The 18,957-nt window shown below is 69.8% G+C and carries 19 protein-coding genes; 11 read left to right on the top strand and 8 right to left on the bottom strand.

Going from position 1 to position 18,957, the window contains the following annotated elements; translation table 11 throughout:
- The first annotated feature begins 6 nt into the window (after nt 1–6).
- The gene (locus A5757_RS22635) at nt 7–540 is read left to right on the top strand and encodes a DUF222 domain-containing protein (protein WP_369815906.1); all 534 of its coding nucleotides are present in this window, start codon (nt 7–9) and stop codon (nt 538–540) included.
- Here A5757_RS22635 and A5757_RS02225 read toward each other — a convergent pair.
- A complete protein-coding gene (locus tag A5757_RS02225) occupies nt 470–1,426 on the bottom strand; it encodes an AraC family transcriptional regulator (RefSeq protein WP_066828393.1) in 957 nt (318 codons plus the stop codon). The genes A5757_RS22635 and A5757_RS02225 overlap by 71 nt on opposite strands.
- 80 nt (nt 1,427–1,506) lie before the next feature.
- Between A5757_RS02225 and A5757_RS02230 the strand changes: the two genes are divergently transcribed.
- Nucleotides 1,507–2,343, top strand: a complete 837-nt coding sequence (locus A5757_RS02230; protein WP_066828340.1) for an NAD(P)H-binding protein — start codon at nt 1,507–1,509, stop codon at nt 2,341–2,343.
- Nucleotides 2,340–2,780 (top strand): pyridoxamine 5'-phosphate oxidase family protein, encoded by a 441-nt coding sequence (locus tag A5757_RS02235; RefSeq protein ID WP_066828394.1) that lies wholly within the window; start codon nt 2,340–2,342, stop codon nt 2,778–2,780. The genes A5757_RS02230 and A5757_RS02235 overlap by 4 nt, the downstream gene beginning before the upstream one ends.
- Here the strand turns inward: A5757_RS02235 and A5757_RS02240 are convergent.
- Nucleotides 2,768–3,904 (bottom strand): cellulase family glycosylhydrolase, encoded by a 1,137-nt coding sequence (locus A5757_RS02240; protein ID WP_066828395.1) that lies wholly within the window; start codon nt 3,902–3,904, stop codon nt 2,768–2,770. The genes A5757_RS02235 and A5757_RS02240 overlap by 13 nt on opposite strands.
- 181 nt (nt 3,905–4,085) lie before the next feature.
- On the opposite strand from A5757_RS02240, the gene A5757_RS02245 reads away from it, so the two are divergent.
- Together A5757_RS02245 and A5757_RS02250 are read left to right on the top strand one after the other, a co-directional pair.
- Nucleotides 4,086–5,267, top strand: coding sequence for an MFS transporter (locus A5757_RS02245; RefSeq protein WP_066828341.1), 1,182 nt, complete (start codon nt 4,086–4,088; stop codon nt 5,265–5,267).
- The gene (locus A5757_RS02250) at nt 5,264–7,252 is read left to right on the top strand and encodes a 4-alpha-glucanotransferase (protein ID WP_231983859.1); all 1,989 of its coding nucleotides are present in this window, start codon (nt 5,264–5,266) and stop codon (nt 7,250–7,252) included. Before A5757_RS02245 ends, A5757_RS02250 begins: the two co-directional genes overlap by 4 nt.
- On the opposite strand, the gene A5757_RS02255 is transcribed toward A5757_RS02250, so the two are convergent.
- Together A5757_RS02255 and A5757_RS02260 are read right to left on the bottom strand one after the other, a co-directional pair.
- Nucleotides 7,239–8,003 (bottom strand): class I SAM-dependent methyltransferase, encoded by a 765-nt coding sequence (locus tag A5757_RS02255; protein WP_066828342.1) that lies wholly within the window; start codon nt 8,001–8,003, stop codon nt 7,239–7,241. The two genes, A5757_RS02250 and A5757_RS02255, sit on opposite strands and share 14 nt — an antisense overlap.
- Complete coding sequence (locus A5757_RS02260; protein ID WP_255360348.1) at nt 8,000–8,983, bottom strand: methylenetetrahydrofolate reductase C-terminal domain-containing protein; 984 nt, start codon at nt 8,981–8,983, stop codon at nt 8,000–8,002. Before A5757_RS02260 ends, A5757_RS02255 begins: the two co-directional genes overlap by 4 nt.
- A 133-nt stretch (nt 8,984–9,116) precedes the next feature.
- Between A5757_RS02260 and A5757_RS02265 the strand changes: the two genes are divergently transcribed.
- Both A5757_RS02265 and A5757_RS02270 read left to right on the top strand, forming a co-directional pair.
- A complete protein-coding gene (locus A5757_RS02265; RefSeq protein ID WP_197497229.1) occupies nt 9,117–9,746 on the top strand; it encodes a TetR/AcrR family transcriptional regulator in 630 nt (209 codons plus the stop codon).
- Between the two features lie 17 nt (nt 9,747–9,763).
- Nucleotides 9,764–11,638 (top strand): S9 family peptidase, encoded by a 1,875-nt coding sequence (locus A5757_RS02270; protein ID WP_066828344.1) that lies wholly within the window; start codon nt 9,764–9,766, stop codon nt 11,636–11,638.
- 12 nt (nt 11,639–11,650) lie between these two features.
- On the opposite strand, the gene A5757_RS02275 is transcribed toward A5757_RS02270, so the two are convergent.
- Together A5757_RS02275 and A5757_RS02280 are read right to left on the bottom strand one after the other, a co-directional pair.
- Nucleotides 11,651–12,580: a mechanosensitive ion channel family protein gene (locus A5757_RS02275; RefSeq protein WP_066828345.1), complete on the bottom strand. Its 930-nt coding sequence runs from the start codon at nt 12,578–12,580 to the stop codon at nt 11,651–11,653.
- 67 nt (nt 12,581–12,647) lie between these two features.
- Entirely contained in the window at nt 12,648–14,315 is a 1,668-nt protein-coding gene (locus A5757_RS02280; RefSeq protein WP_066828346.1) for an ABC-F family ATP-binding cassette domain-containing protein, read from the bottom strand.
- A 122-nt stretch (nt 14,316–14,437) separates the two neighbouring features.
- On the opposite strand from A5757_RS02280, the gene A5757_RS02285 reads away from it, so the two are divergent.
- Both A5757_RS02285 and A5757_RS02290 read left to right on the top strand, forming a co-directional pair.
- Entirely contained in the window at nt 14,438–15,103 is a 666-nt protein-coding gene (locus A5757_RS02285; RefSeq protein ID WP_082929272.1) for a cutinase family protein, read from the top strand.
- A gap of 45 nt (nt 15,104–15,148) precedes the next feature.
- A complete protein-coding gene (locus A5757_RS02290) occupies nt 15,149–15,880 on the top strand; it encodes a cutinase family protein (protein ID WP_066828348.1) in 732 nt (243 codons plus the stop codon).
- On the opposite strand, the gene A5757_RS02295 is transcribed toward A5757_RS02290, so the two are convergent.
- Nucleotides 15,877–16,590, bottom strand: coding sequence for a dienelactone hydrolase family protein (locus tag A5757_RS02295; protein WP_066828349.1), 714 nt, complete (start codon nt 16,588–16,590; stop codon nt 15,877–15,879). The two genes, A5757_RS02290 and A5757_RS02295, sit on opposite strands and share 4 nt — an antisense overlap.
- A gap of 74 nt (nt 16,591–16,664) precedes the next feature.
- Here A5757_RS02295 and A5757_RS02300 point away from each other — a divergent pair, with 74 nt between their 5' ends.
- On the top strand, nt 16,665–17,501 hold the full coding sequence (locus A5757_RS02300) for a lysophospholipid acyltransferase family protein (protein WP_066828350.1): 837 nt from the start codon (nt 16,665–16,667) through the stop codon (nt 17,499–17,501).
- Entirely contained in the window at nt 17,498–17,917 is a 420-nt protein-coding gene (locus A5757_RS02305) for a hypothetical protein (protein WP_082929273.1), read from the top strand. Before A5757_RS02300 ends, A5757_RS02305 begins: the two co-directional genes overlap by 4 nt.
- Nucleotides 17,918–17,921: 4 nt before the next feature.
- Here the strand turns inward: A5757_RS02305 and A5757_RS02310 are convergent, their stop codons facing one another.
- A complete protein-coding gene (locus A5757_RS02310) occupies nt 17,922–18,920 on the bottom strand; it encodes a glycoside hydrolase family 6 protein (protein WP_066828399.1) in 999 nt (332 codons plus the stop codon).
- Nucleotides 18,921–18,957: the final 37 nt, after the last annotated feature.

Genomic DNA, 18,957 nt, shown 5'->3' on the forward strand with positions numbered 1-18,957 from the left:
ACCATCGTGGCCACCACCACCCTCGACGCCCTCGAGAAGGCAACCGGCTACGCCGCCACCGCCGGCGGCACCCGCCTACCGATCCGCGACCTCATCCAGATGGCCGGCCAAGCCCGCCACTACCTCGCCGTGTTCGACAACCACCACCGCGAGGTCCTTTATCTAGGAAGGGCGAAACGCTGCGCCACCACCGCCCAACGACTGGCCCTGTTCGCCCGCGACATCGGCTGCACCCGCCCCGGCTGCACCAAAGCCGCCTTCGACTGCCAAGCCCACCACGGCGACAAGCCCTGGCCGCAGGCGGACAGACCAACATCGACGAACTCACCCTGGCCTGCACCCCCGACCACGCAACGCTCGAGGACACCGGTTGGACCACCCGCCGCCGCAACGGCCACACCGAATGGACCCCACCACCCAAACTCGACACCGGCCAAACCCGCATCAACCACTACCACCACCCCCAGCGCTACCTCGAAACCGAGGACGGCGGCAGTGACGACGACGAGCCCGAATAGCGCCGGTACTCGCTCGGGTTGACGCCGCGGACCCGTTTGAACGCGGCGCTGAACCCGAACGGATCGGAATAGCCCACGGCGCGGGCTATTTCGGCAATGGTCGCGGTCTTGCGTTCCCCCAGCAGGTCCGCGGCGAGGGTCATACGCCACCGCGTGAGATACGTCAGCGGCGGTTCGCCCACCAGATCCGTGAAGCGCTTGGCGAGGGTCGACCGCGACACCCCGATGTGATCGGCCAGCCCGGCCACCGTCCACGGCGCAGCCGGATCCGCGTGCAGCGCCCGCAGCGCGTCTCCGACCACCGGATCCCGTTGGGCACTCCACCATGCGGGCGGTCGTCCGCCGGGCCGGTCGAACCACTCGCGCAGCGTGCACACCAGCAGCCAGTCCAGCAGCCGGTCCAGCACCACCTGCTGACCGGGAACGTCGAGGGCCACCTCCGCCGCCAGATGATCCAGTACCGGGTCCCCCGTGCCGCCGGCTTCCACCCGCAGCACGACCGGCAGTGCGTCGAGCAGGCGGTGGCCGATCTCGCCGCGCACCGGATAGGCGCCGACGATCAGCGTCGTCGATCCGCTCCCCCCGTCGTACCACCCCAGCCGGTGCCGTGTCCCACCCTGATCCGGCGTCGCACACGATTCGCCACACAGGATCGGCTCCGCCGACGTGCCGATCTCGTCGACGAAGGAGAACGTGCCAGGACCCCGCACCACAACGGTCTCGTATGCGTTGAGCGGTTCGGGTTCACCGTGCTCCGGCACGATCCAGCCGCCACGACCGAGCACCGTGCACAGCGTCAGCGGCGCGCCGTCGACGAAGTGCAGTGCCCAGGGCGGCGAATGCGTCGAGCTTCCGAACAGCGAGCCCCGGGCCCGTACATCGCGGAAGAGATCACCGAAGACGTCCACCACCCGAGGCTAGACGATCAGACAGGTAATCCGGCCGATCACCCATGGCGCCGTCCAAATTTCACGGATTGACTGGAGTCATGACCACCGACACCACCCTCGTCCTCGGCGCCACCGGTAAGACCGGCCGACGGGTCGCCGCCCGACTCCGGATGCGGGGCATCCCCGTCCGCGCCGCCTCCCGGTCGAGCCAGACCGCCTTCGACTGGTCGCAACCGAGCACCTGGGACAGCGCGCTCGACGGCGTCGCCACGGTGTACGCCGTCGCCCCCGCGACGCCGGGGCCGATGCACGACTTCACGACCCGGGCCGAGGCCGCCGGCGTGCGCCACGTGGTGCTGCTCTCCGGCCGCGGCGCGGACACCTGGGGCGACTCCGATTTCGGCCGTGACATGCGAGACGCCGAGGCGGCGGTGCGCGGGTCACGACTCGCCTGGACTGTGTTGCGCCCCAACAATTTCGCGCAGAACTTCGACGAGGAGCTCTGGTACGAACCGCTGACGGACGGAGAGCTCGCGCTACCGGCCGGTGACGTGCCCGAACCCTTCATCGACATCGAGGACGTCGCCGCCGTCGCCGCGACCGTGCTGGCGGACCCCGGCCGGCACACCGGACAGACGTACGAGCTGACCGGGCCCCGGTCGATCACCTTCACCGAAGCCGTCACGTTGATCTCCCGCGCCTCCGGCAAATCGATGTCCTACCGGCAGATCTCGCCGGCCGAGTACCGCGCCGACTCCGTCGCGCGCGGGCTGAGCGACGACACCGCCCACCACCTCGCCGAGATGTTCGCGCTCATGGACCGCGGCCTGCTCTCCGGAACCACCGACGGCGTGGCCACGGTGCTCGGCCGCCCGCCCCGGCCGTTCGAGGAGTACGTGGCGCGCACCGCCGCGACGGGAGTGTGGTCCCGATGAGCGCCGACGCCCTCACCGCCGAGGATCTCGCGTTACTGCGCCGCCCGCTCTACGGGTTCCTCGCTGTCGCCGCGGGCCCCACCCCGCCGCAGCCCCGGCCGGTGTGGTTCGAAGCCACCACCGCAAGGACGATCGAACTGTTCACCGGCCCCGACACGCTCAAGATCCGCCGGCTCCACACAGATCCTCGCGCATCGCTCGTCGTCACCGCACCCGTCGGCGAGCGCGAACACTGGGTTTCTGTCACCGGCCCCACCACCATCGAGACGACTGGCGCCCACGATCTGGCCGCCCGTCTCGCCGCGCGGTACTGGGATCTCGACGACGCCGGGCGCGCCCAGGATCTCGCCGACATCCTGGCGGAGGATCAGGTCCGGGTGGTCATCCATCCCGAGAGGGTGGCGCGGTATCTCATGCCCGTGCGTCAGCTCGAATGAGGGACGCCCGAAAGGCGGCGGATCGTGTCGACCTCGCTGGGGCGATAGGGCCGACCGTCGGCATGCAGCAGGTCGTGGAACCAGACCCGCGGTGTCGCGTCGTAGGGCCGATCCCACGAATCCCACGGTAGGTACGTCTGCGTCCGGCCCGCGACGAGGCCCCAGGTGTAGGCGCCGACCCCGCGCTTGCGGGCGACGGGCAGCACCTCCTCGATCGTGCTGCCCATCGTCCTGGCCAGGAATTCCGTGCACATCAGCGGCCGTTCCAGCGAGGCGAGCTCGTCGATCCGCCCCTCGAACTCCCGCGCATCGCCGTAGTTGTGGAAGCTGATCACGTCGGACTGCGTGAGCTGGATGTCGCTGATCCTGCTCCGGCGCACCGGATCCTTCCACGGCCCCTGCCATACGCCGCTGGTCAGCGGCTGCACCGGGTCCACCGATCGGACCCATTCGAAGACGTGCGGCAACATCGCGGTCACCAGCTCAAACTTGTTGCGCCGCTGCATCCGCCGGTACTCCTTGGCGGGGTTGTCCGGTTCGTTCCACACATCCCACGCCAGTACGCGCTCGTCGTCGCGGAACCGGTCGACGATGCCGGTGACGTAGTCGTAGAGCACGCGGTGGTACTTGGAGTCCTGCAGTTTCTCCGTGCCCGGACTCTGCACCCAACGGGAGTTGTGCACGCCCGGCGTCGGCGGCCGCTGCCGGCCCGGCCGGGGAACGGGATCCCAGCACGAATCGAACAGCACCAGCAACGGCTTGATGTCGTGGCGCGCTGCGGTCGCGACGAAGTCCTCCAGCCGGCGGGTGAATCCCACGCTGTCCTGTGCCCACAGCTGATCGTGCAGGAACACCCGCACCGTGTTCAGCCCGATGTCGCGGGCCAGCCCCAGTTCACGGTCGATCCGCGCCGGATCGTGGGTCTCGCGCTGGAACATCTCCAGCTGATTGACGGCGTTGGAGGTGATGAAGTTGGCGCCCACCAGCCAACCCTGATCCCGCTGCCAGTCGCGTGCCCGGGCCGCTGACCACCGCTGCGGCCGTGCGGTTGCGCGCGGCGTCTGTGACGCGACTGCGGCCGCGGTGAGCAGCAGCGGAGCCTTCAGCGCGGCTCGACGGCGCAGTGCGTATCGTTTCTCCGGCGGCATTCGTTACAGACGACTTTCGTTTATTTCCAGTGGTTTTCGGGTGAGCAACGCCCGACGGTACAAGCGGTCGGCGCGGTGCACCACCCCACTCGGACATCCGCCTGCGAGTTCTGCGATCAGGCGTGGTGAACACCACACCGGGGTCGTACATTGAGCCATGCGCGATCGGGCCCCACTCCTGGCGGCGGGCTTCACCACGGCATTCGGTGCACACGCCGTCGCCGGGACACTGGGCACCACGGCGTCGGGCACGGCGTCGTCGCTGTTGATGCTCGGCGCTCTGCTGGCCGTTTATGACGGTGCGGAGGTGGTGCTCAAGCCGTTGTTCGGGTCTCTGGCGGATCGCATCGGTGCGCGTCCCGTCCTGATCGCCGGCCTGCTGGTCTTCGCCGCCGCCTCGGCGGGATACGCACTGGTCGACGACATGGCGTTGTTGTGGGCGGGCCGATTCGGTCAGGGCGTGGGCGCGGCCGCCTTCTCCCCTGCAGCCTCGGCCATGATGGCTCAGCTCACCCCCGCGCGCGGCCACGGCCGGGCGTTCGGGTCCTACGGCTCCGTCAAATCAGTCGGCTACACCCTGGGTCCACTGCTCGGCGGCTTGATCGTCGCCTACGCCGGCGGTATGAGGGGCCTGTTCGCAGTCATGACCGTCCTCGGCGTCCTCGTGGCCGCCTGGGCGGCGATCAGCGTTCCTGCCGTCGCACCCGCCCCCCGCCGCAGGCAGACTCTCCTCGACACCGTCCGTCGATTCTCGAACTCCGCCTTCGTCATCCCCACTCTTGCGCTGGCCGCGGCGACAGCCGCCCTCTCTGTGGGCGTCGGATTCCTCCCCCTGATCGGCACCCACGCCGGCCTGTCACCCGTCGTCACCGGGGCGGTGGTGTCGGCGCTGGCCCTGACCACCGCGATAACCCAACCGCTGGCCGGGCGGGCGCTCGACCGTGGCCGCGTGGCGGCGGTACCCGGCATCATCGCCGGAATCGCCATCACCGCAGCCGGATTGACAGCGGTCCTGTTACCTGGGCTGGTCGGCCTGGTGTGTTCGGCGATCGTGATCGGCGCAGGCTGCGGCCTCATCACCCCGCTGGCATTCACCACACTCGCAGGCGCCACCCCGCCCGCGCACCTCGGACAGACGATGGGAGCCGCCGAGATCGGGCGTGAATGCGGCGACGCGGCCGGCCCGCTGCTGGTGGCCGGTGTGGCCGCCGCCAGCACCGTTCCGATCGGGTTCCTGGTCCTGGCCGTCGTGATCGGAGCCGCCGGCGGCGCCACCGTGGCCGGCCACGTCCGCGCAGCCGGTGTAAGCACGCGTGACACGGGTACAGATGCGCGGTGACCTCCGCTGCTGACCCCGCCCCCGACGATCTGCGCCGGCTGGCCGCCGCACACGGGGTGGCGACCTCCTACCGCAATGAGCGACGGGAACCGGTCGAGGTGGACGCCGACGTCGTGATCCGGGTGCTCGGCCTGCTCGATGTGGCGGCCGAAACCGAAGCCGACCGCCGCCGCGAACTCGACCGCCTCGAGGAACTGCGCGACGCGGGCACGCTGCCGCCGACCGTCGCGGTCCGCCTCGACGGCAGCGCGCACACCATCCCGGGGGCGGTTGCCCTCACCGCGGAGGACGGCACCGAGACCGAGGTGCGCGGCGAGCTGCCTGCCGATCTCGCCCCGGGGTGGTATCGGCTGCGCACCCGGGACGGCCAGGAGTCGACGCTCGTGGCGGCGCCGCCGACAGTGCCCGCGGCACCCGACACGTGGGGGTGGATGCTCCAGCTGTACGCGATGCGCTCGGAGCGGTCCTGGGGCATCGGGGACCTGGGCGATCTGCGGGAGTTCGTCGACTGGACGGCAGCCGAACACGGTGCCGGGGCGGTGCTGCTCAACCCCCTGCACGCACCCGGCCCCACCCATCCGGTCCAGCCGTCGCCCTACACGCCCTCGAGCCGCCGGTTCGCCAACCCGCTGGCGCTGCGCATCGAGGATCTCGACGCCTACCACCGGGCGGACGCCGCCACCCGGGCGGAGGTCGACGCACTCCGCGTGTCCTCGACCACCGCGCGCATCGACCACGATCTGGTGTGGGCTGCGAAACGTGCTGCCCTCGAAATACTCTGGCGCTCCGAGGGCCGACCCGACCCGCTCGAGGACCCGACATCACCGCCGGGACTGCGGGACTGGGCTGCCTACTGCGCCCTCGCGGAACGGCACGGTGGCAGGTGGAGCCGGTGGCCGGAACCGCTGCGCGATGTCGCAGGCAGCGCGGTCGCCGCTGCACGCCGAGAGTTGGCTCCGCGGTTGGCCTTTCATGCCTGGGTGCAGAAGCGCTGCGCCGAGCAGCTGGTCGCCGTCCGCCGGGCCGCGCACGATGCCGGGATGGCGCTGGGTGTGCTGCACGACCTTGCCGTCGGGGTGGATGCCGACGGCGCCGACGCCTGGGCGCTGGCCGACGTGCTCGCCGGCGGCGTCAGCATCGGTGCGCCACCGGACAACTTCACGCCACGCGGTCAGGACTGGGGGCTGCCGCCGTGGCGGCCGGACCGCTTGGCGGCCACCGGATACGCCGCACTGCGGGACATGTTGCGCGCGGTGCTGAGCCACGCCGACGGTCTGCGGATCGACCACGTCGCGGGGCTGTGGCGGCTGTGGTGGATTCCGCCCGGCGACGGCCCCGACCGCGGCACCTACGTGCACTACGACGCCGACACCATGCTCGCCGTGCTGGCACTCGAGGCGCACCGGGCGGGTGCCACCGTCGTGGGTGAGGATCTCGGGACGGTCGAGCCCGAGGTGACCGAGGCGCTGGCCGACAACGAGATGCTCGGCTGCGCGGTGGCGTGGTTCACCCGCGACGAATCCGCACCGGGCGAACCGCTGCTGCCGCCGGCGAAGTGGCCGACGCGCGCGGCCGCCAGCATCTCCACCCACGACCTGCCCACCGCCGCGGGGTTCCTCAGCGGTGAACATGTGCGGGCCCGCGCCGAACTCGAGTTGCTCGACGACGTCGAAGGTGAACAGGCCAACGCCGATCGGGAGCGCGCGGAGTGGTTGGCGCTGCTGCGATCCGAGGGCCTGCTGGACACCGACGCCGACGCCGACGAGGCTGCGATCATCACCGCGATGCACCGGCTGCTGGCTGCGACCCCGAGCCGGTTGAAACTGATCTCGCCCTACGACGTCATCAGCGAGACGCGCCAGCCGAATCTTCCTGGCACAGTGGACGAATACCCGAACTGGCGACTGCCGCTGCCCCTGACGTTCGAGCAGTTGCGCGCCGATCCGCGTGTCGCCGAGATCAGTGCGGCCTTCAGGCGCGGGTGAGCACCAGCATCTCGCCGGTCACCGCCTCCCGGCCGAGCAGGTCGCCGATCGCCGAGCTCTGACGTTCGGCCAGCTGCCATGCCCGCGTATGGGCGTAGCGGCTGGTCAGCTCCTCGGTGACCCGGCCGGTACGCTCGTCCCACTCCTGCGGGATGGGAGGCAGGTCGGTGGTGCTACGCCACGCGTCGACCCGCAGACCGGCCTGCTCGATCAGTGCGGTCAGCTCGGTCCTGGTGGGAAAGTGGTTGCTCTCCAGGTGGTCTGCGACCTCCTCGTCCCGCGCCATGAAGACCAGCAGGCCGATCGGCCCGCGCGGCCGCACGGTGCGCCGCATCTCGGTGAGCAGGGTCAGTTGATCACGCGTCGTACACAGCACACCGAGCGCCCAGGCGGCGTCGACACTTTCGTCTGCCACGGGCAGGGCCGAACCGATCCCCTGCAGCACGGGGAGCCCGAAGAGCCGCCGTGCCGCGCGACAGGCACCCGCCTCCGGTTCGACCAGCAGCGGATCGGCCGAAACCGACTGTGCCGCATAAGCAGCGGGTCCGCCCACGCCGGCGCCGCAGTCGAGCAGAACTGCCCCTGCGCTCAGCCGCATCTCACCGATCAGCCAGTCCAGCCCCGGCGGGCTACCGCTGCCCCGGCACGCCGCCGGCAGATAGAAGCGCTCCCCCAGATCGACCGCGACCCTGGCCGTCCACTCCGCGACGGTGTCGAACTCGGCCTCTGTCGCCTCTGTCGCTTCGCTCATGACAACACCTCCTCCCGTATCCGGCGGCCGACCTCGGCCTTGATCTCTGCGCCCACGCGGGTGCCCGACGCCGACGCCGAACCCGAGAGGTTCACCCCGTCGATGCCCTCGACGGCGAGCAGCGCACGCGCTTCGGCCACCGCCGCGTCGATGCCGGCGGCGACCGGATCGGACGCGGCCAGCACCTCCTCCACCACGCGCGCGTCGAGTTCGAGGCCCGGCAGGCCTTGGAGTACGGCGGCGGATTCGACGTCGGTGAACACCGCCGCGGCGGCGATGACGGGTATCGAGAGCCCGGCGGCGCGGGCGCCGGCCATGAACTCCGCCACCATCTCCGGATACGGCACGTGGTTCAGGACACCCATCGATGCGCCTGCGCGCTGCTTCTCGACGAGCCGGGCCGGCCGCAGCGACACCGGTGGCGCGGTGGGCGTCTCCGGGACCGCAGGCGACATCCCCACCGACGCCGCCAGCGAGACCAGCCGCGGCCCGTCGAGATCAAAGGTCTGGGTGACGTCGGGGCGCACGTCGTAGGCGCGGCCGTCGCCGGTCACGCAGAACACCGTGCGCACCCCGATGCTTCCCAGCCCCCGCAGTTCCTGTTCCAGCACCACGCGGTTGCGGTCCCGGCACGACAGCGTGAGCCACGGCGTCACGCCCGCATCGAGGAGCAGGCGGCCCATCAGCGTCGGCGGGAAGTCCGGCCGGTTCTGATGCTCACCGACCAGCACCGCGTCGCAGGATGAGGCGAGGAGCGCCGCGGTGGCCGCGGCGTCGTCCTCGTCGAACGGCGTGCAGCTGAAGTCGGCGAGCACGAGCGGCACCTCGGGCGCGGGCGCAGGCGGCGGGACGGCACCCGACCAGGTCACGATGCCGTCGAAAGCGCATGGCCCGGGCCGCATCTCACACTGCCCGTCGGGCCGGACGCCCCCGCACGGCCCGAACTGCATCCGCTTCGGACACGACGAGTCGTCAGACAAGCGAGTCCCCCTTCGTGCGGCCGTTCCGCGGTAGGTACCCCGTGAGCGCCATCGGCAAGCGGACGCCCGCACTTGACCTCGCTGTCACTTAGTGACACATTGGTGGTGTCACTAAGTGACAGGAGGTATCGACATGGTCACCACCGACCCGGACGACAAGTTGGCGCAGGCGCGCCTACGGGTGTCCCGGCTCGCCTGCGAACTGTTCTGGGAGCGGGGCGTCTCCGCCACCAGCGGTGACGACATCGCTGCCGCCGCAGGACTGTCGACGCGGACGATCTGGCGCTATTTCCGCAGTAAGGAGAGTTGTGTCGAACCTGTTCTGGCACAGACGGTCCGGCACTTCATCGCACTCGTCCAACGCTGGCCGGACGAGTTGTCCCTGGCCGAGCACATGAAGGTGGACACCGCGGAGCACCCGTTGACCGAACAGGAAATCGCCGACGAACGGGCCGCGCTGCGGATCGGCACCATGTCGCTGACCGAACCCGCGCTGCGGTCGGCGTATCTGATGGTCCACGACCAGATGGAGCGCGGCTTCATCCCCGTCATCGCGGACCGGCTGCGCCTCCCCGCGGACGATCTCACCGTCCGACTGTGCGCGGCCGCGGTCATCGGCGCCTTCCGTGTCGTCGATGAGGACATCGGCCGCCGGGCCATCCTCGAGAAAGAACCCATCACCCAGGAGGAAGCGCTGGCGCTGATCGACCGCGCCATCCGAAACGCCACCAACGGCCGCCTCGGCGGCCCCGTGACCTCCTGACCCCCGAAAGGACCCCCATGGCACTGCCCGAACTCATCTCCGTCGAGGACCTGTTCAATCCGCCCGTCCGTGCGGCCGCGACGATCTCACCCGACGGCACCCGCATCGCGTTCCTCGCACCCTGGCGCAACCGCCTCAACGTCTGGATCGAGGACCTCGACACGGAGAATGCCGAGCCGCGGCGCATCACCGCGGACGAGAACCGCAGCATCATGAACTTCGACTGGACCGACGACCCGCGGTGGATGATCTATCTACAGGACACCGACGGTGACGAGAACTGGCACATCCACCGGATCGACCTGGACGATCCCGACGCCCCCGCCGTCGACCTGACCCCGTTTCCGGGAGCGCTGGCCGCGCCGCTGCGCGAAGTGCGGAACGGCAAGGTCCCGGTCCTGCTGAACAACCGGGTGCCGACGCTTTTCGACATCTATGAACTCGACATCGCCGCAGGCGAACTCACCCTCATCGCCGAGAATCCCGGCTATGTGACCGGCTGGCTGACCAACGACAACGGCGACGTCTTCGCGACCTCACTGACCGCCGACGGCGACCTCGAGATCTCCCGGTGGGACGGCGCCGCCCTGCACACGATCATCCGCTTCGACGGCACGGACTTCCCCGTGGGCATGCACCCCACGGTCGTCACCCCGGACGGTAAGGGTCTGTGGGTGGGCTCCTACGGCGACAGCGACCACATCCGACTGGTACACGTCGATCTCGCCACCGGCGTGGAGACCGAGGTGGACAGTCACCCCGATCTCGACCTCGACCAGCGCGCGATCGTCAGCCCCCTGATCCCCGCGCCGCTCATCCAGGACCGGCGCACCGGCGCACTGCTCGGAGTCCGCTATCTCGGCGAGCGACAGGAGATCCGCGCGCTGGACCCGGGATTCGCCGACGTGCTCGCCAATCTGGAGAAGATCTCCGAGGGAGACATCGGCGCGCTGTCCTCCGACGAGAGCGGTCGACGCTGGCTCGTCGGGTTCAACAACGATCGCGATCCCGGCGCGACATACCTCTACGACCACGACACCGGGGAGAGCCGGTTTCTGTATCGGCCACTGCCCCATCTGAATCCGGAGCAACTGGCGCCGATGCAGCCGGTGACGATCCCGGCGCGCGACGGTCTGGCGCTCCCTGCGTTCCTGACCCTCCCGGTCGGGGTGGAACCGGCCGGGCTTCCGCTCGTGCTGATGGTGCACGGCGGACCGTGGTACCGCGACAGCTGGGGTTTCGATGCCGGGGTTCAACTGCTGGCCAACCGCGGCTACGCGGTGCTGCAGGTGAACTTCCGCGGATCCCTCGGCTACGGCAGGAATTTCATCAAGGCCGCGATCGGCGAGTTCGCGGGCAAGATGCACGACGACCTGATCGACGGGGTCAACTGGGCGGTGGAGCAGGGCTATGCCGATCGCGACCGGGTCGGCATCCTCGGCGGCTCCTACGGGGGTTACGCGGCGCTGGTCGGAGTCACGTTCACCCCTGATGTGTTCGCCGCCGCCATCGATTACGTCGGCATCTCGGATCTGGCCAACTTCATGCGGACCCTGCCCGCGATCGCACGGCCGCATCTGGCCAACAATTGGCACGCCTACGTCGGGAATCCCGATGATCCCGAGCAGCTCGCCGACATGATGGCCCGATCCCCGATCACCCGGGTGGACCAGATCCGCACCCCGCTGATGGTGATCCAGGGCGCCAACGATGTCCGCGTCGTACAGGCCGAGTCGGACAATCTCGTCGAGGCACTGCGCGGCCGCGGGGTCGAAGTCGACTACCTCGTGCAGTCCGACGAGGGGCACGGCGCCGTCAACCCGGAGAACGTCATCGGGATGTGGCGCGCCATGACGGAATTCCTTACCCGCCACCTCGGCGGCAGGTCGTGACCGGGGCCGGCGCTACTCCGCCACGGCGGCCGCGAGCCGGGCCGCTGAGAACGGCAGTTCGATGCCGTGTTCGTCGTAGGCGCGCAGGATCTCTCGGCGCAGCCGGCGCTGCACAGCCCACTGCGCATTGGGGCTGGTCTTGACCGTCATCCGCAGCTTGAGCATCTCCGGCGACCACTCCTGCACACCGAGCATCTTGGGCGCGCCCAACGCCTTATCCGCCAGATCCGGATCGGTCAGCGCGGCTTCGGCGGCTTCGATGGCGACCTGTTCGGCGCGCGCTACGTCCGCGGTCGGCGCGACCGGCACCTCGACCCGCGCGACGGCGTAGCCCTGGCTCATGTTGCCCACACGGGCGATCTCCCCGTTGCGGACGTACCAGAGGGTGCCGTCGATGTCGCGGAGCGTGGTGATGCGCAGCCCGACGCTCTGGACCTCGCCGACCGCCTCCCCGAGGTCGATGGTGTCGCCGACGCCGTACTGGTCTTCGAGCAGCATGAACACCCCGGTGACGAAGTCGCGCACCAGGTTCTGTGCACCGAAGCCGATGGCCAGTCCGATCACGCCTGCGGAGGCGATGAACGGCGCGATGTTGACCCCGAGCACGCTCAGGATCGACAGGCTGATCCAGATGAGCAGGATGATCGACACGGTCGACTTGAGCACCGAGCCGATGGTCTGTGCGCGCTGCAGCCGGCGTTCGGCGTTCTTCTGGTCACCGCCGGCGGGGATCCTTGCCCGCACGTGGCGCAGCAGCGACGGCTTCTGGGAGGTGTTCTCGTCGCCGGCTCGGCGGCGGCCGGTGGCCCGGTCGATCATCCGGTGCAGGGCGAAGCGCAGGATCATCGCGACGACGAGATACACCGCAATCCGCACGGGAACCTCGATGAGCCAGTGCCGGTTCGTCTCCGTCCATTCGAATGCCAGTGCGCTCAGATCCATGGGTCCGACCGTACGTGCCATGCCCTATCCGGGCGAATTCGCTGCGTACGGCGGGTGATTCGGACCACTACAACTCGCTGACCGTGCCGTCGGCGACCAGCCACCTGCGGTCCAACCGGACGTTCTGCAACATGCGGCGGTCGTGGGTGACCAGCAGCAGCGCCCCCTCGTAGGTCTCGAGCGCGGTCTCGAGTTGCTCGATGGCGGGCAGATCGAGGTGGTTGGTCGGCTCGTCGAGGACCAGCACGTTGGTGCCGGTGGCCTGCAGCAGCGCCATCCCGGCGCGGGTCCGTTCACCGGGGGACAACTCGTCGACCGGACGTTCCACGTGGTCGGCGCGCAGACCGAATTTCGCCAGCAGGGTGCGCACGTCCGCCGTGGTCCAGGTGGGCACGCGCTGTTCGAAGCGGTCGACGAGCCGCTCCGGACCCGTGAATTCCGCACGCGCCTGGTCGATTTCGCCGACGGCGACGCTGGCGCCAAGGCTCGCACGCCCCGCATCGGGCGCTCGGCGGCCCAACAGCAGGCGCAGCAGTGTCGACTTCCCGGCCCCGTTCGGCCCGGTGATTCCGATGCGCTCACCCGCGTCGACCTGCAGCGACACCGGTCCGAGGACGAAGTCGCCCTGCCGTACGACGGCACCGTCCAGCGTGGCCACGACCGCGCTCGAGCGCGGCGCCGCCCCGATGGTGAACCGCAGTGTCCACTCCTTGCGGGGTTCGTCCACCTCCTCGAGCCGGGCGATTCGGCTCTCCATCTGACGGACCTTCTGGGCCTGCTTCTCGCTGGACTCCGTCTGGGCCCGCCTGCGGTTCTTGTCGTTGTCTGGGGCCTTGCGCATCGCGTTGCGCACACCCTGGCTCGACCACTCCCGTTGGATGCGGGCCCGGGCGACGAGATCTGCCTTCTTGTCGGCGAACTCGTCGTACTGTTCGCGCCGGTGCCGGCGCGCGACCTCACGCTCTTCGAGATAGCTCTCGTAGCCGCCGCCGAAGACGGTCGTGGTGTTCTGCGCCAGGTCGAGTTCGAGCACCCGGTTGACGCTGCGCGCGAGGAACTCGCGGTCATGGCTGACGAGCACCACCCCGCCGCGCAGCTTCCCGACGAACTGTTCGAGCCGGTCGAGCCCGTCGAGATCCAGGTCGTTGGTCGGTTCGTCGAGCAGCACGACGTCGAAGCGCGAGACCAGCAGCGCCGCCAGACCCACGCGCGCCGCCTGCCCGCCGGACAGCGCGGTCATCGGGGTGGACTCCGGTCGCACGAGCGTGGTGTCCAGACCCAGATCGGCCAGCACGGCGGGCAGCCGCTCGTCGAGGTCGGCGGCACCGGTGGCGAGCCAGTGGTCCAGCGCGGCCGAGTACGCCGAGGCATGGTCTCCCGCAGAGTCCGGTTCGGCCAGCGCGGCCGCCGCCGCCTCCATCGCCAGCGTCGCCGCGGTGCACCCGGTGCGACGGGCGACGTAGGCCGAGACGGTCTCGCCCGGCACCCGGTCGTGTTCCTGCGGTAACCAGCCGACGAAGGCGTCAGCGGGCGCCAGGCTGACCGTGCCCTCGAGCGGGGCGAGGTCGCCCGCCAGGATGCGTAGCAGCGTGCTCTTTCCGGCGCCGTTCGCGCCGACGACGCCGACCACGTCACCCGGCGCCACGGTGAGGTCGACCCCTTCGAAGAGGGTGCGGTGCGCTCCGGCGAGAAGGGGGCCGCCTGCCACGTTCTTCGCGACGAGCGTTGCTGTCACCGGGCCATCGTCCCATCCCGCCCGAACCGGCCCGCAGCGAACCAATTTGTGACTGGAGTGACTCGTGGGATAGTTGGGTATACGGATAGCGAAAAAGTCCTGCGTCCGGTCAAGGAGAGGCCGTGTCCACCGACAGAAGTTCCCGGCGCTCGCGCGCGGCGGTGTTACTCGCTGCGCTGGTCGCGGCCGGCGGGTTCGGCGCCCCTACCGCCGATGCCGCGGCCAAGTGCTCCGACATCGAGGTGATCTTCGCCCGTGGCACCGATGAACCCCCGGGGATCGGTGTCGTGGGCAAGGCACTGGTCGACACCCTCAAGCCGATGGTCAAGGGGATGACGATCAACACCTACGCCGTGAAGTACCCGGCGTCGTGGGACTTCCTGAAGGCCGCCGCGGGCGCCAACGACGCCAGCCTGCGCGTCCAGTCGACGGCCGCCAAGTGTCCCGACACCAAGATCGTGTTGGGCGGTTACTCACAGGGCGCGGCGGTCATCGACATCGTGGCGACGTCACCGGTGGCGGCGATGGGGTACAGCGCCCCGCTGCCCGCCGCCGCGATCCCCCACATCGCCGCCATCACCGTCTTCGGCAATCCGGCCGCGCGGCTCGGCCAACCGTTGACCCGGCTGAGCCCCGACTTCGGCGCGCGCACCGCCGACCTGTGCAACACCAACGATCCGGTGTGCTCGCTCGGCGAGGACTTCGACGCCCACGTCACCTACCCGCAGTCCGGTTTGGTCAAGCTCGCCGCGCGGTGGGTGGCCGCGCACGTTCAGCCGCGCGATTGAACCGTCCGCGTTGCCGCGTGGGCGAACGTGCGAGAAGGTGGTGCGATGAGCGCACCGACGCCACTGAACTTCCGCCGGCCCACCGTGCTGGCCGGTGCCGCCGCAGCGGCCGTCTCCCTATCCGCCGCAATCGGCGCACTGACCACGGGTGTCGCCGTCGCCGACCCGGCCCCGCCGTGTCCCGAGGTCGAGGTGGTGTTCGCGCGCGGCACATTCGAAGCACCGGGGATCGGCGCGACGGGACAGGCGTTCATCGACGCGCTCAACGCCCGGGTCGGCACGCCCGTAGCCGTCTACGGCGTCAACTATCCAGCGACACTTGACTTTCCCGCCGCCGTCGATGGCGTTGTAGACGCCAGCCAGAAGATCGAGTCGATCGTCGCGACATGTCCGGATACGAAGATCGTGCTGGGCGGGTATTCGCAGGGCGCCGCCGTCGCCGCCTACACCACCTTCGACGAGATCCCACCCGGACTGACGTTGCCTCCGGGGATCGGACCGATGCCGCCCGCCACGGCGGAACACGTCGACGCCGTCGCGCTGTTCGGCACTCCGGACAACTGGTTCCTCAACCTGGTGGATTCGGCCGCGCCGCCGATCACGGTGGGTCATCTGTACTCGGACAAGACGATCCAGCTGTGCGCGACCGGCGATCCGGTGTGCTTCCCCGGCGGCTTCGATCGCGCCGCCCACAGCTCGTACAAGAGCAACGGCATGGCCGATCAGGCGGCCGCATTCGTCGCCGACCGGTTGGCGTCGGCGCCATCGTCGAACTAGGCGCGCGTCCCAACCAGGTGCGCGTCGAAGAACGTCAGGATCCGCTGCCAGGCGTCCTCGGCCTCCGGTGCTGAATGATGAAGTCCCGCAATTTTTTCCACGAAGTGCAGCGGTGAGGGCGTGCCCCACTGGTTCATGAAGCTGTGACCGACGCCGGGGTACTCCTTGATGTCCCGCGCGACTCCGCTCGGCGCGAGGCCCTCCTCGAGCTTCGCCGCCGCGCCGGGCAGCAGCAGATCTCTGCCGCCGTAGCTCGCGACGATGGGACACGATCGCGACGGCACGCCGGTCGCGGGCGGGAATGGTCCGTAGTTCGGGGCGGTCGCATCGAAGACGTTCCGGTCGGCCAACAGCAGACAGAACCCACCGCCCATGCAGAACCCCGCAGACCCGACCTTTCCGGTCGTCCGATCGTCGGCGCGCAGCGCCTCCGCCGCGGCGATGATGTCGTCGACGGCCGAACCCGTCCCCGTGGCCAGCGCACGGAACGCGCTGACGATGCACACCGGACGCGGCCCACGCTGGAACAGCGCCGGCGCAAAGGCCAGATAGCCGCTGTCGGCGAAGCGGTCGGTGATCCGCCGGATGTCGTCGTTGAGGCCGAAGACCTCGTGCAGCACGACGACCGCAGGCCACGGTCCTTGCGTGGAGGGGACGGCGAGGTACCCGGGCAGGTCGCCGCCCGGCGTGGTCAGTCCGGCATCAGGCACCGGGGTCTGTTACCCGTTTCTGACCCGCGCCGAACGCGGGGTTTAGATGTCGGTCCCGCAGTGCACGCAGCGATATGACCGACGATAAAGCCGTGGATGCGGACGCCGGGGTGCCCGGTCCTCCGACGGAGGAGACGTTGCGGAGGGTGCTGCGGGTGCTCGAACCGGCCCGCCGGCTCGTCAACCCCAAGCTCTACGGGATCGACAACGTGCCGGGCCGGGGCGCACTGCTGGTCGGAAACCACACGTTGATCGGCCTGCTCGACGCCCCGCTGCTGTGCGCGGAGTTGTGGGAGCGCGACATCCGGGTCCGGGTGCTGGGCAACCATGCCCACTTCAAGCTGCCCCGCTGGCGGGATCTCCTGCTGGCCGTCGGGGTGGTGCCGGGGACTCCGGCGGTCGCCGAGACGCTGATGCGACGCGGCGAGACGCTGCTGGTGTTTCCCGGCGGCGGCCGCGAGGTCGCCAAACGCAAGGGCGAGAAGTACCAGCTGTTCTGGGAGAACCGGATGGGCTTCGCGCGGTTGGCGGTCAAGCACGGTTATCCGATCGTCCCGTTCGCCACCGTCGGCGCCGAGGATGCGCTGGACGTCGTGGTCAACTCCGACAGCCGCTTCATGGAACCGGCGCGCCGGCTGTTCGAGAAAGTCTCCGGCAGCCCCGATCTGCTGCCGCTCGTCCGTGGCATCGGACCGACCCCGATCCCCCGTCCCGAACGCCAGTACTACTGGTTCGGCGAGCCGATCGACACCAGCGCGCCGGCCACCACCGACGACCGAGCGGTCGGGGACCTGCGGGACCGCACGAAGTCGGAGATCGAGTCGGGTATCGCGTTCCTGCTCGAGGAGCAGCGGACGGATGCACAGCGATCGGTTCGACAACGGCTGTTCGGCCCCGAGCGACGCCGGTGACCCGCGCGGTAACCCCGGAGACGCTGGGGGCGTGGGTGATCAAGTGCAATCCGAGCCGCACCCCCGTCGAACCGATGGTCGCCGCCGGCGAGACGAAGCCGACGTGGTGTGTCGCCGACAACTACCGGTCGCGGCTCATGAGCCCCGGTCAGCGGGTGCTGTTCTGGGTCGCCGCGCATCCGCTGCGCGGTTTCTGGGGTGCGGGCCGCATCACCGGCGAGACGGTGACGACGGAGCGGGAACGCCATGTGCCCGTGCGCATTCCGCTGTTCGACGCCCCGCTCACCGCCACCGAACTACGCGTCGTCCCCGGGCTGGAGGACCTGGAGGTGTTCCGCTCACCCCAACAGGCCAACCCGTCGTGGGTGAGCCGGACCGAACTGGCCCTGCTCGAGCCGCTGCTTCCCGCGGACTGAGCGGCTACCAGCCCGCGTTGGTGGCCAGGTCGATGGCGTACTGGTTGACGAAGGTGCCCGCGCTCGGCGCGCCGCGGCACGACCCGTCGGACTCGCCGGGCCGCTTCACCCACAGGAACGCGTCGATCTGCGGATTGCCGGTGTCCGTGGTCGGACGCGCACCCAGGGCGCGCCCGCTCGGGTTGCACCAGTACAGATCGTCGCCCTCGACCGGTCCCGCGCCGTTACGCGAGGTGTCGACGACGAAGGGCTTGCCGCCCGTCATCCCCGATATGGCGGCGCCGTAGCCGGCCGACTCCTCGGTGGTGAAGAAGTTCGCGGTGTTGAGGCTGAAGCCGCGCGCCTTCGCGACGCCGACCCGGTTGAGCCGGTCGGCCATGACGTTCGCGGGCACCCAGCGCGGATGTCCGGCGTCGACGTAGACCGCTGTGCCCGGATTGCGGGTCAGCGTGTCGACGGCGTAGGCGATCAGGTCGAAGCGCTCCTCCTGCTGGGCCGGTGACAGACAGTCGGCCATCGCCAGCGCGTCGGGTTCGAGGATGACCGCGGCCGGGCCGCCGCCGATCGCGCCCGCCACCCCGTCGATCCACCCCCGGTAGGAGTCGGCCGAGCCGAAACCGCCCGCCGCGTAGCTGCCGCAGTCCCGGTTGGTGATGCCGTAGAGCGCGAGGATCGGCATGGTGCCCGCGGCCTGCGCCGTGGCGATGTACTTCGCGTCCACCGACGGGGTGGACAGATGGTCCATCCAGTAGGCCGTCGGGGTGTTCACCACCGCGTCGAGCTGAGGGTTGCCGACGCCGCGCGCCGAGCGGATGCCCTTGGAGTCCGGGTTGACGTAGAACGGCCGCCCGACGAGCGGATTGCCGTCGGCGGCGAGCCGAATCTCCGGTGCGGAGGAAACGGGCGCCGCGGCGGGTTCGGCCACGAGCACCGTGCCGGCCACGGCAGCGACTGCGAAGAACGGGGAGATCCACCGCGCGACGGCGCCGGCGACTGAAGACATCACCCCTGGCAACTTAGTGCGCCTCCGGAAGCGCCAC

It is taken from the genome of Mycobacterium sp. 852013-51886_SCH5428379, from assembly GCF_001665575.1.
Classification (GTDB): domain Bacteria; phylum Actinomycetota; class Actinomycetes; order Mycobacteriales; family Mycobacteriaceae; genus Mycobacterium.

Coding starts and splice junctions, on each gene's coding strand:
- A5757_RS02230 (WP_066828340.1), top strand. CDS start 1,507: ATGACCACCGACACCACCCTCGTCCTCGGCGCCACCGGTAAGACCGGC.
- A5757_RS02235 (WP_066828394.1), top strand. CDS start 2,340: ATGAGCGCCGACGCCCTCACCGCCGAGGATCTCGCGTTACTGCGCCGC.
- A5757_RS02245 (WP_066828341.1), top strand. CDS start 4,086: ATGCGCGATCGGGCCCCACTCCTGGCGGCGGGCTTCACCACGGCATTC.
- A5757_RS02255 (WP_066828342.1), bottom strand. CDS start 8,003: ATGAGCGAAGCGACAGAGGCGACAGAGGCCGAGTTCGACACCGTCGCG.
- A5757_RS02265 (WP_197497229.1), top strand. CDS start 9,117: ATGGTCACCACCGACCCGGACGACAAGTTGGCGCAGGCGCGCCTACGG.
- A5757_RS02270 (WP_066828344.1), top strand. CDS start 9,764: ATGGCACTGCCCGAACTCATCTCCGTCGAGGACCTGTTCAATCCGCCC.
- A5757_RS02275 (WP_066828345.1), bottom strand. CDS start 12,580: ATGGATCTGAGCGCACTGGCATTCGAATGGACGGAGACGAACCGGCAC.
- A5757_RS02290 (WP_066828348.1), top strand. CDS start 15,149: ATGAGCGCACCGACGCCACTGAACTTCCGCCGGCCCACCGTGCTGGCC.
- A5757_RS02300 (WP_066828350.1), top strand. CDS start 16,665: ATGACCGACGATAAAGCCGTGGATGCGGACGCCGGGGTGCCCGGTCCT.
- A5757_RS02310 (WP_066828399.1), bottom strand. CDS start 18,920: ATGTCTTCAGTCGCCGGCGCCGTCGCGCGGTGGATCTCCCCGTTCTTC.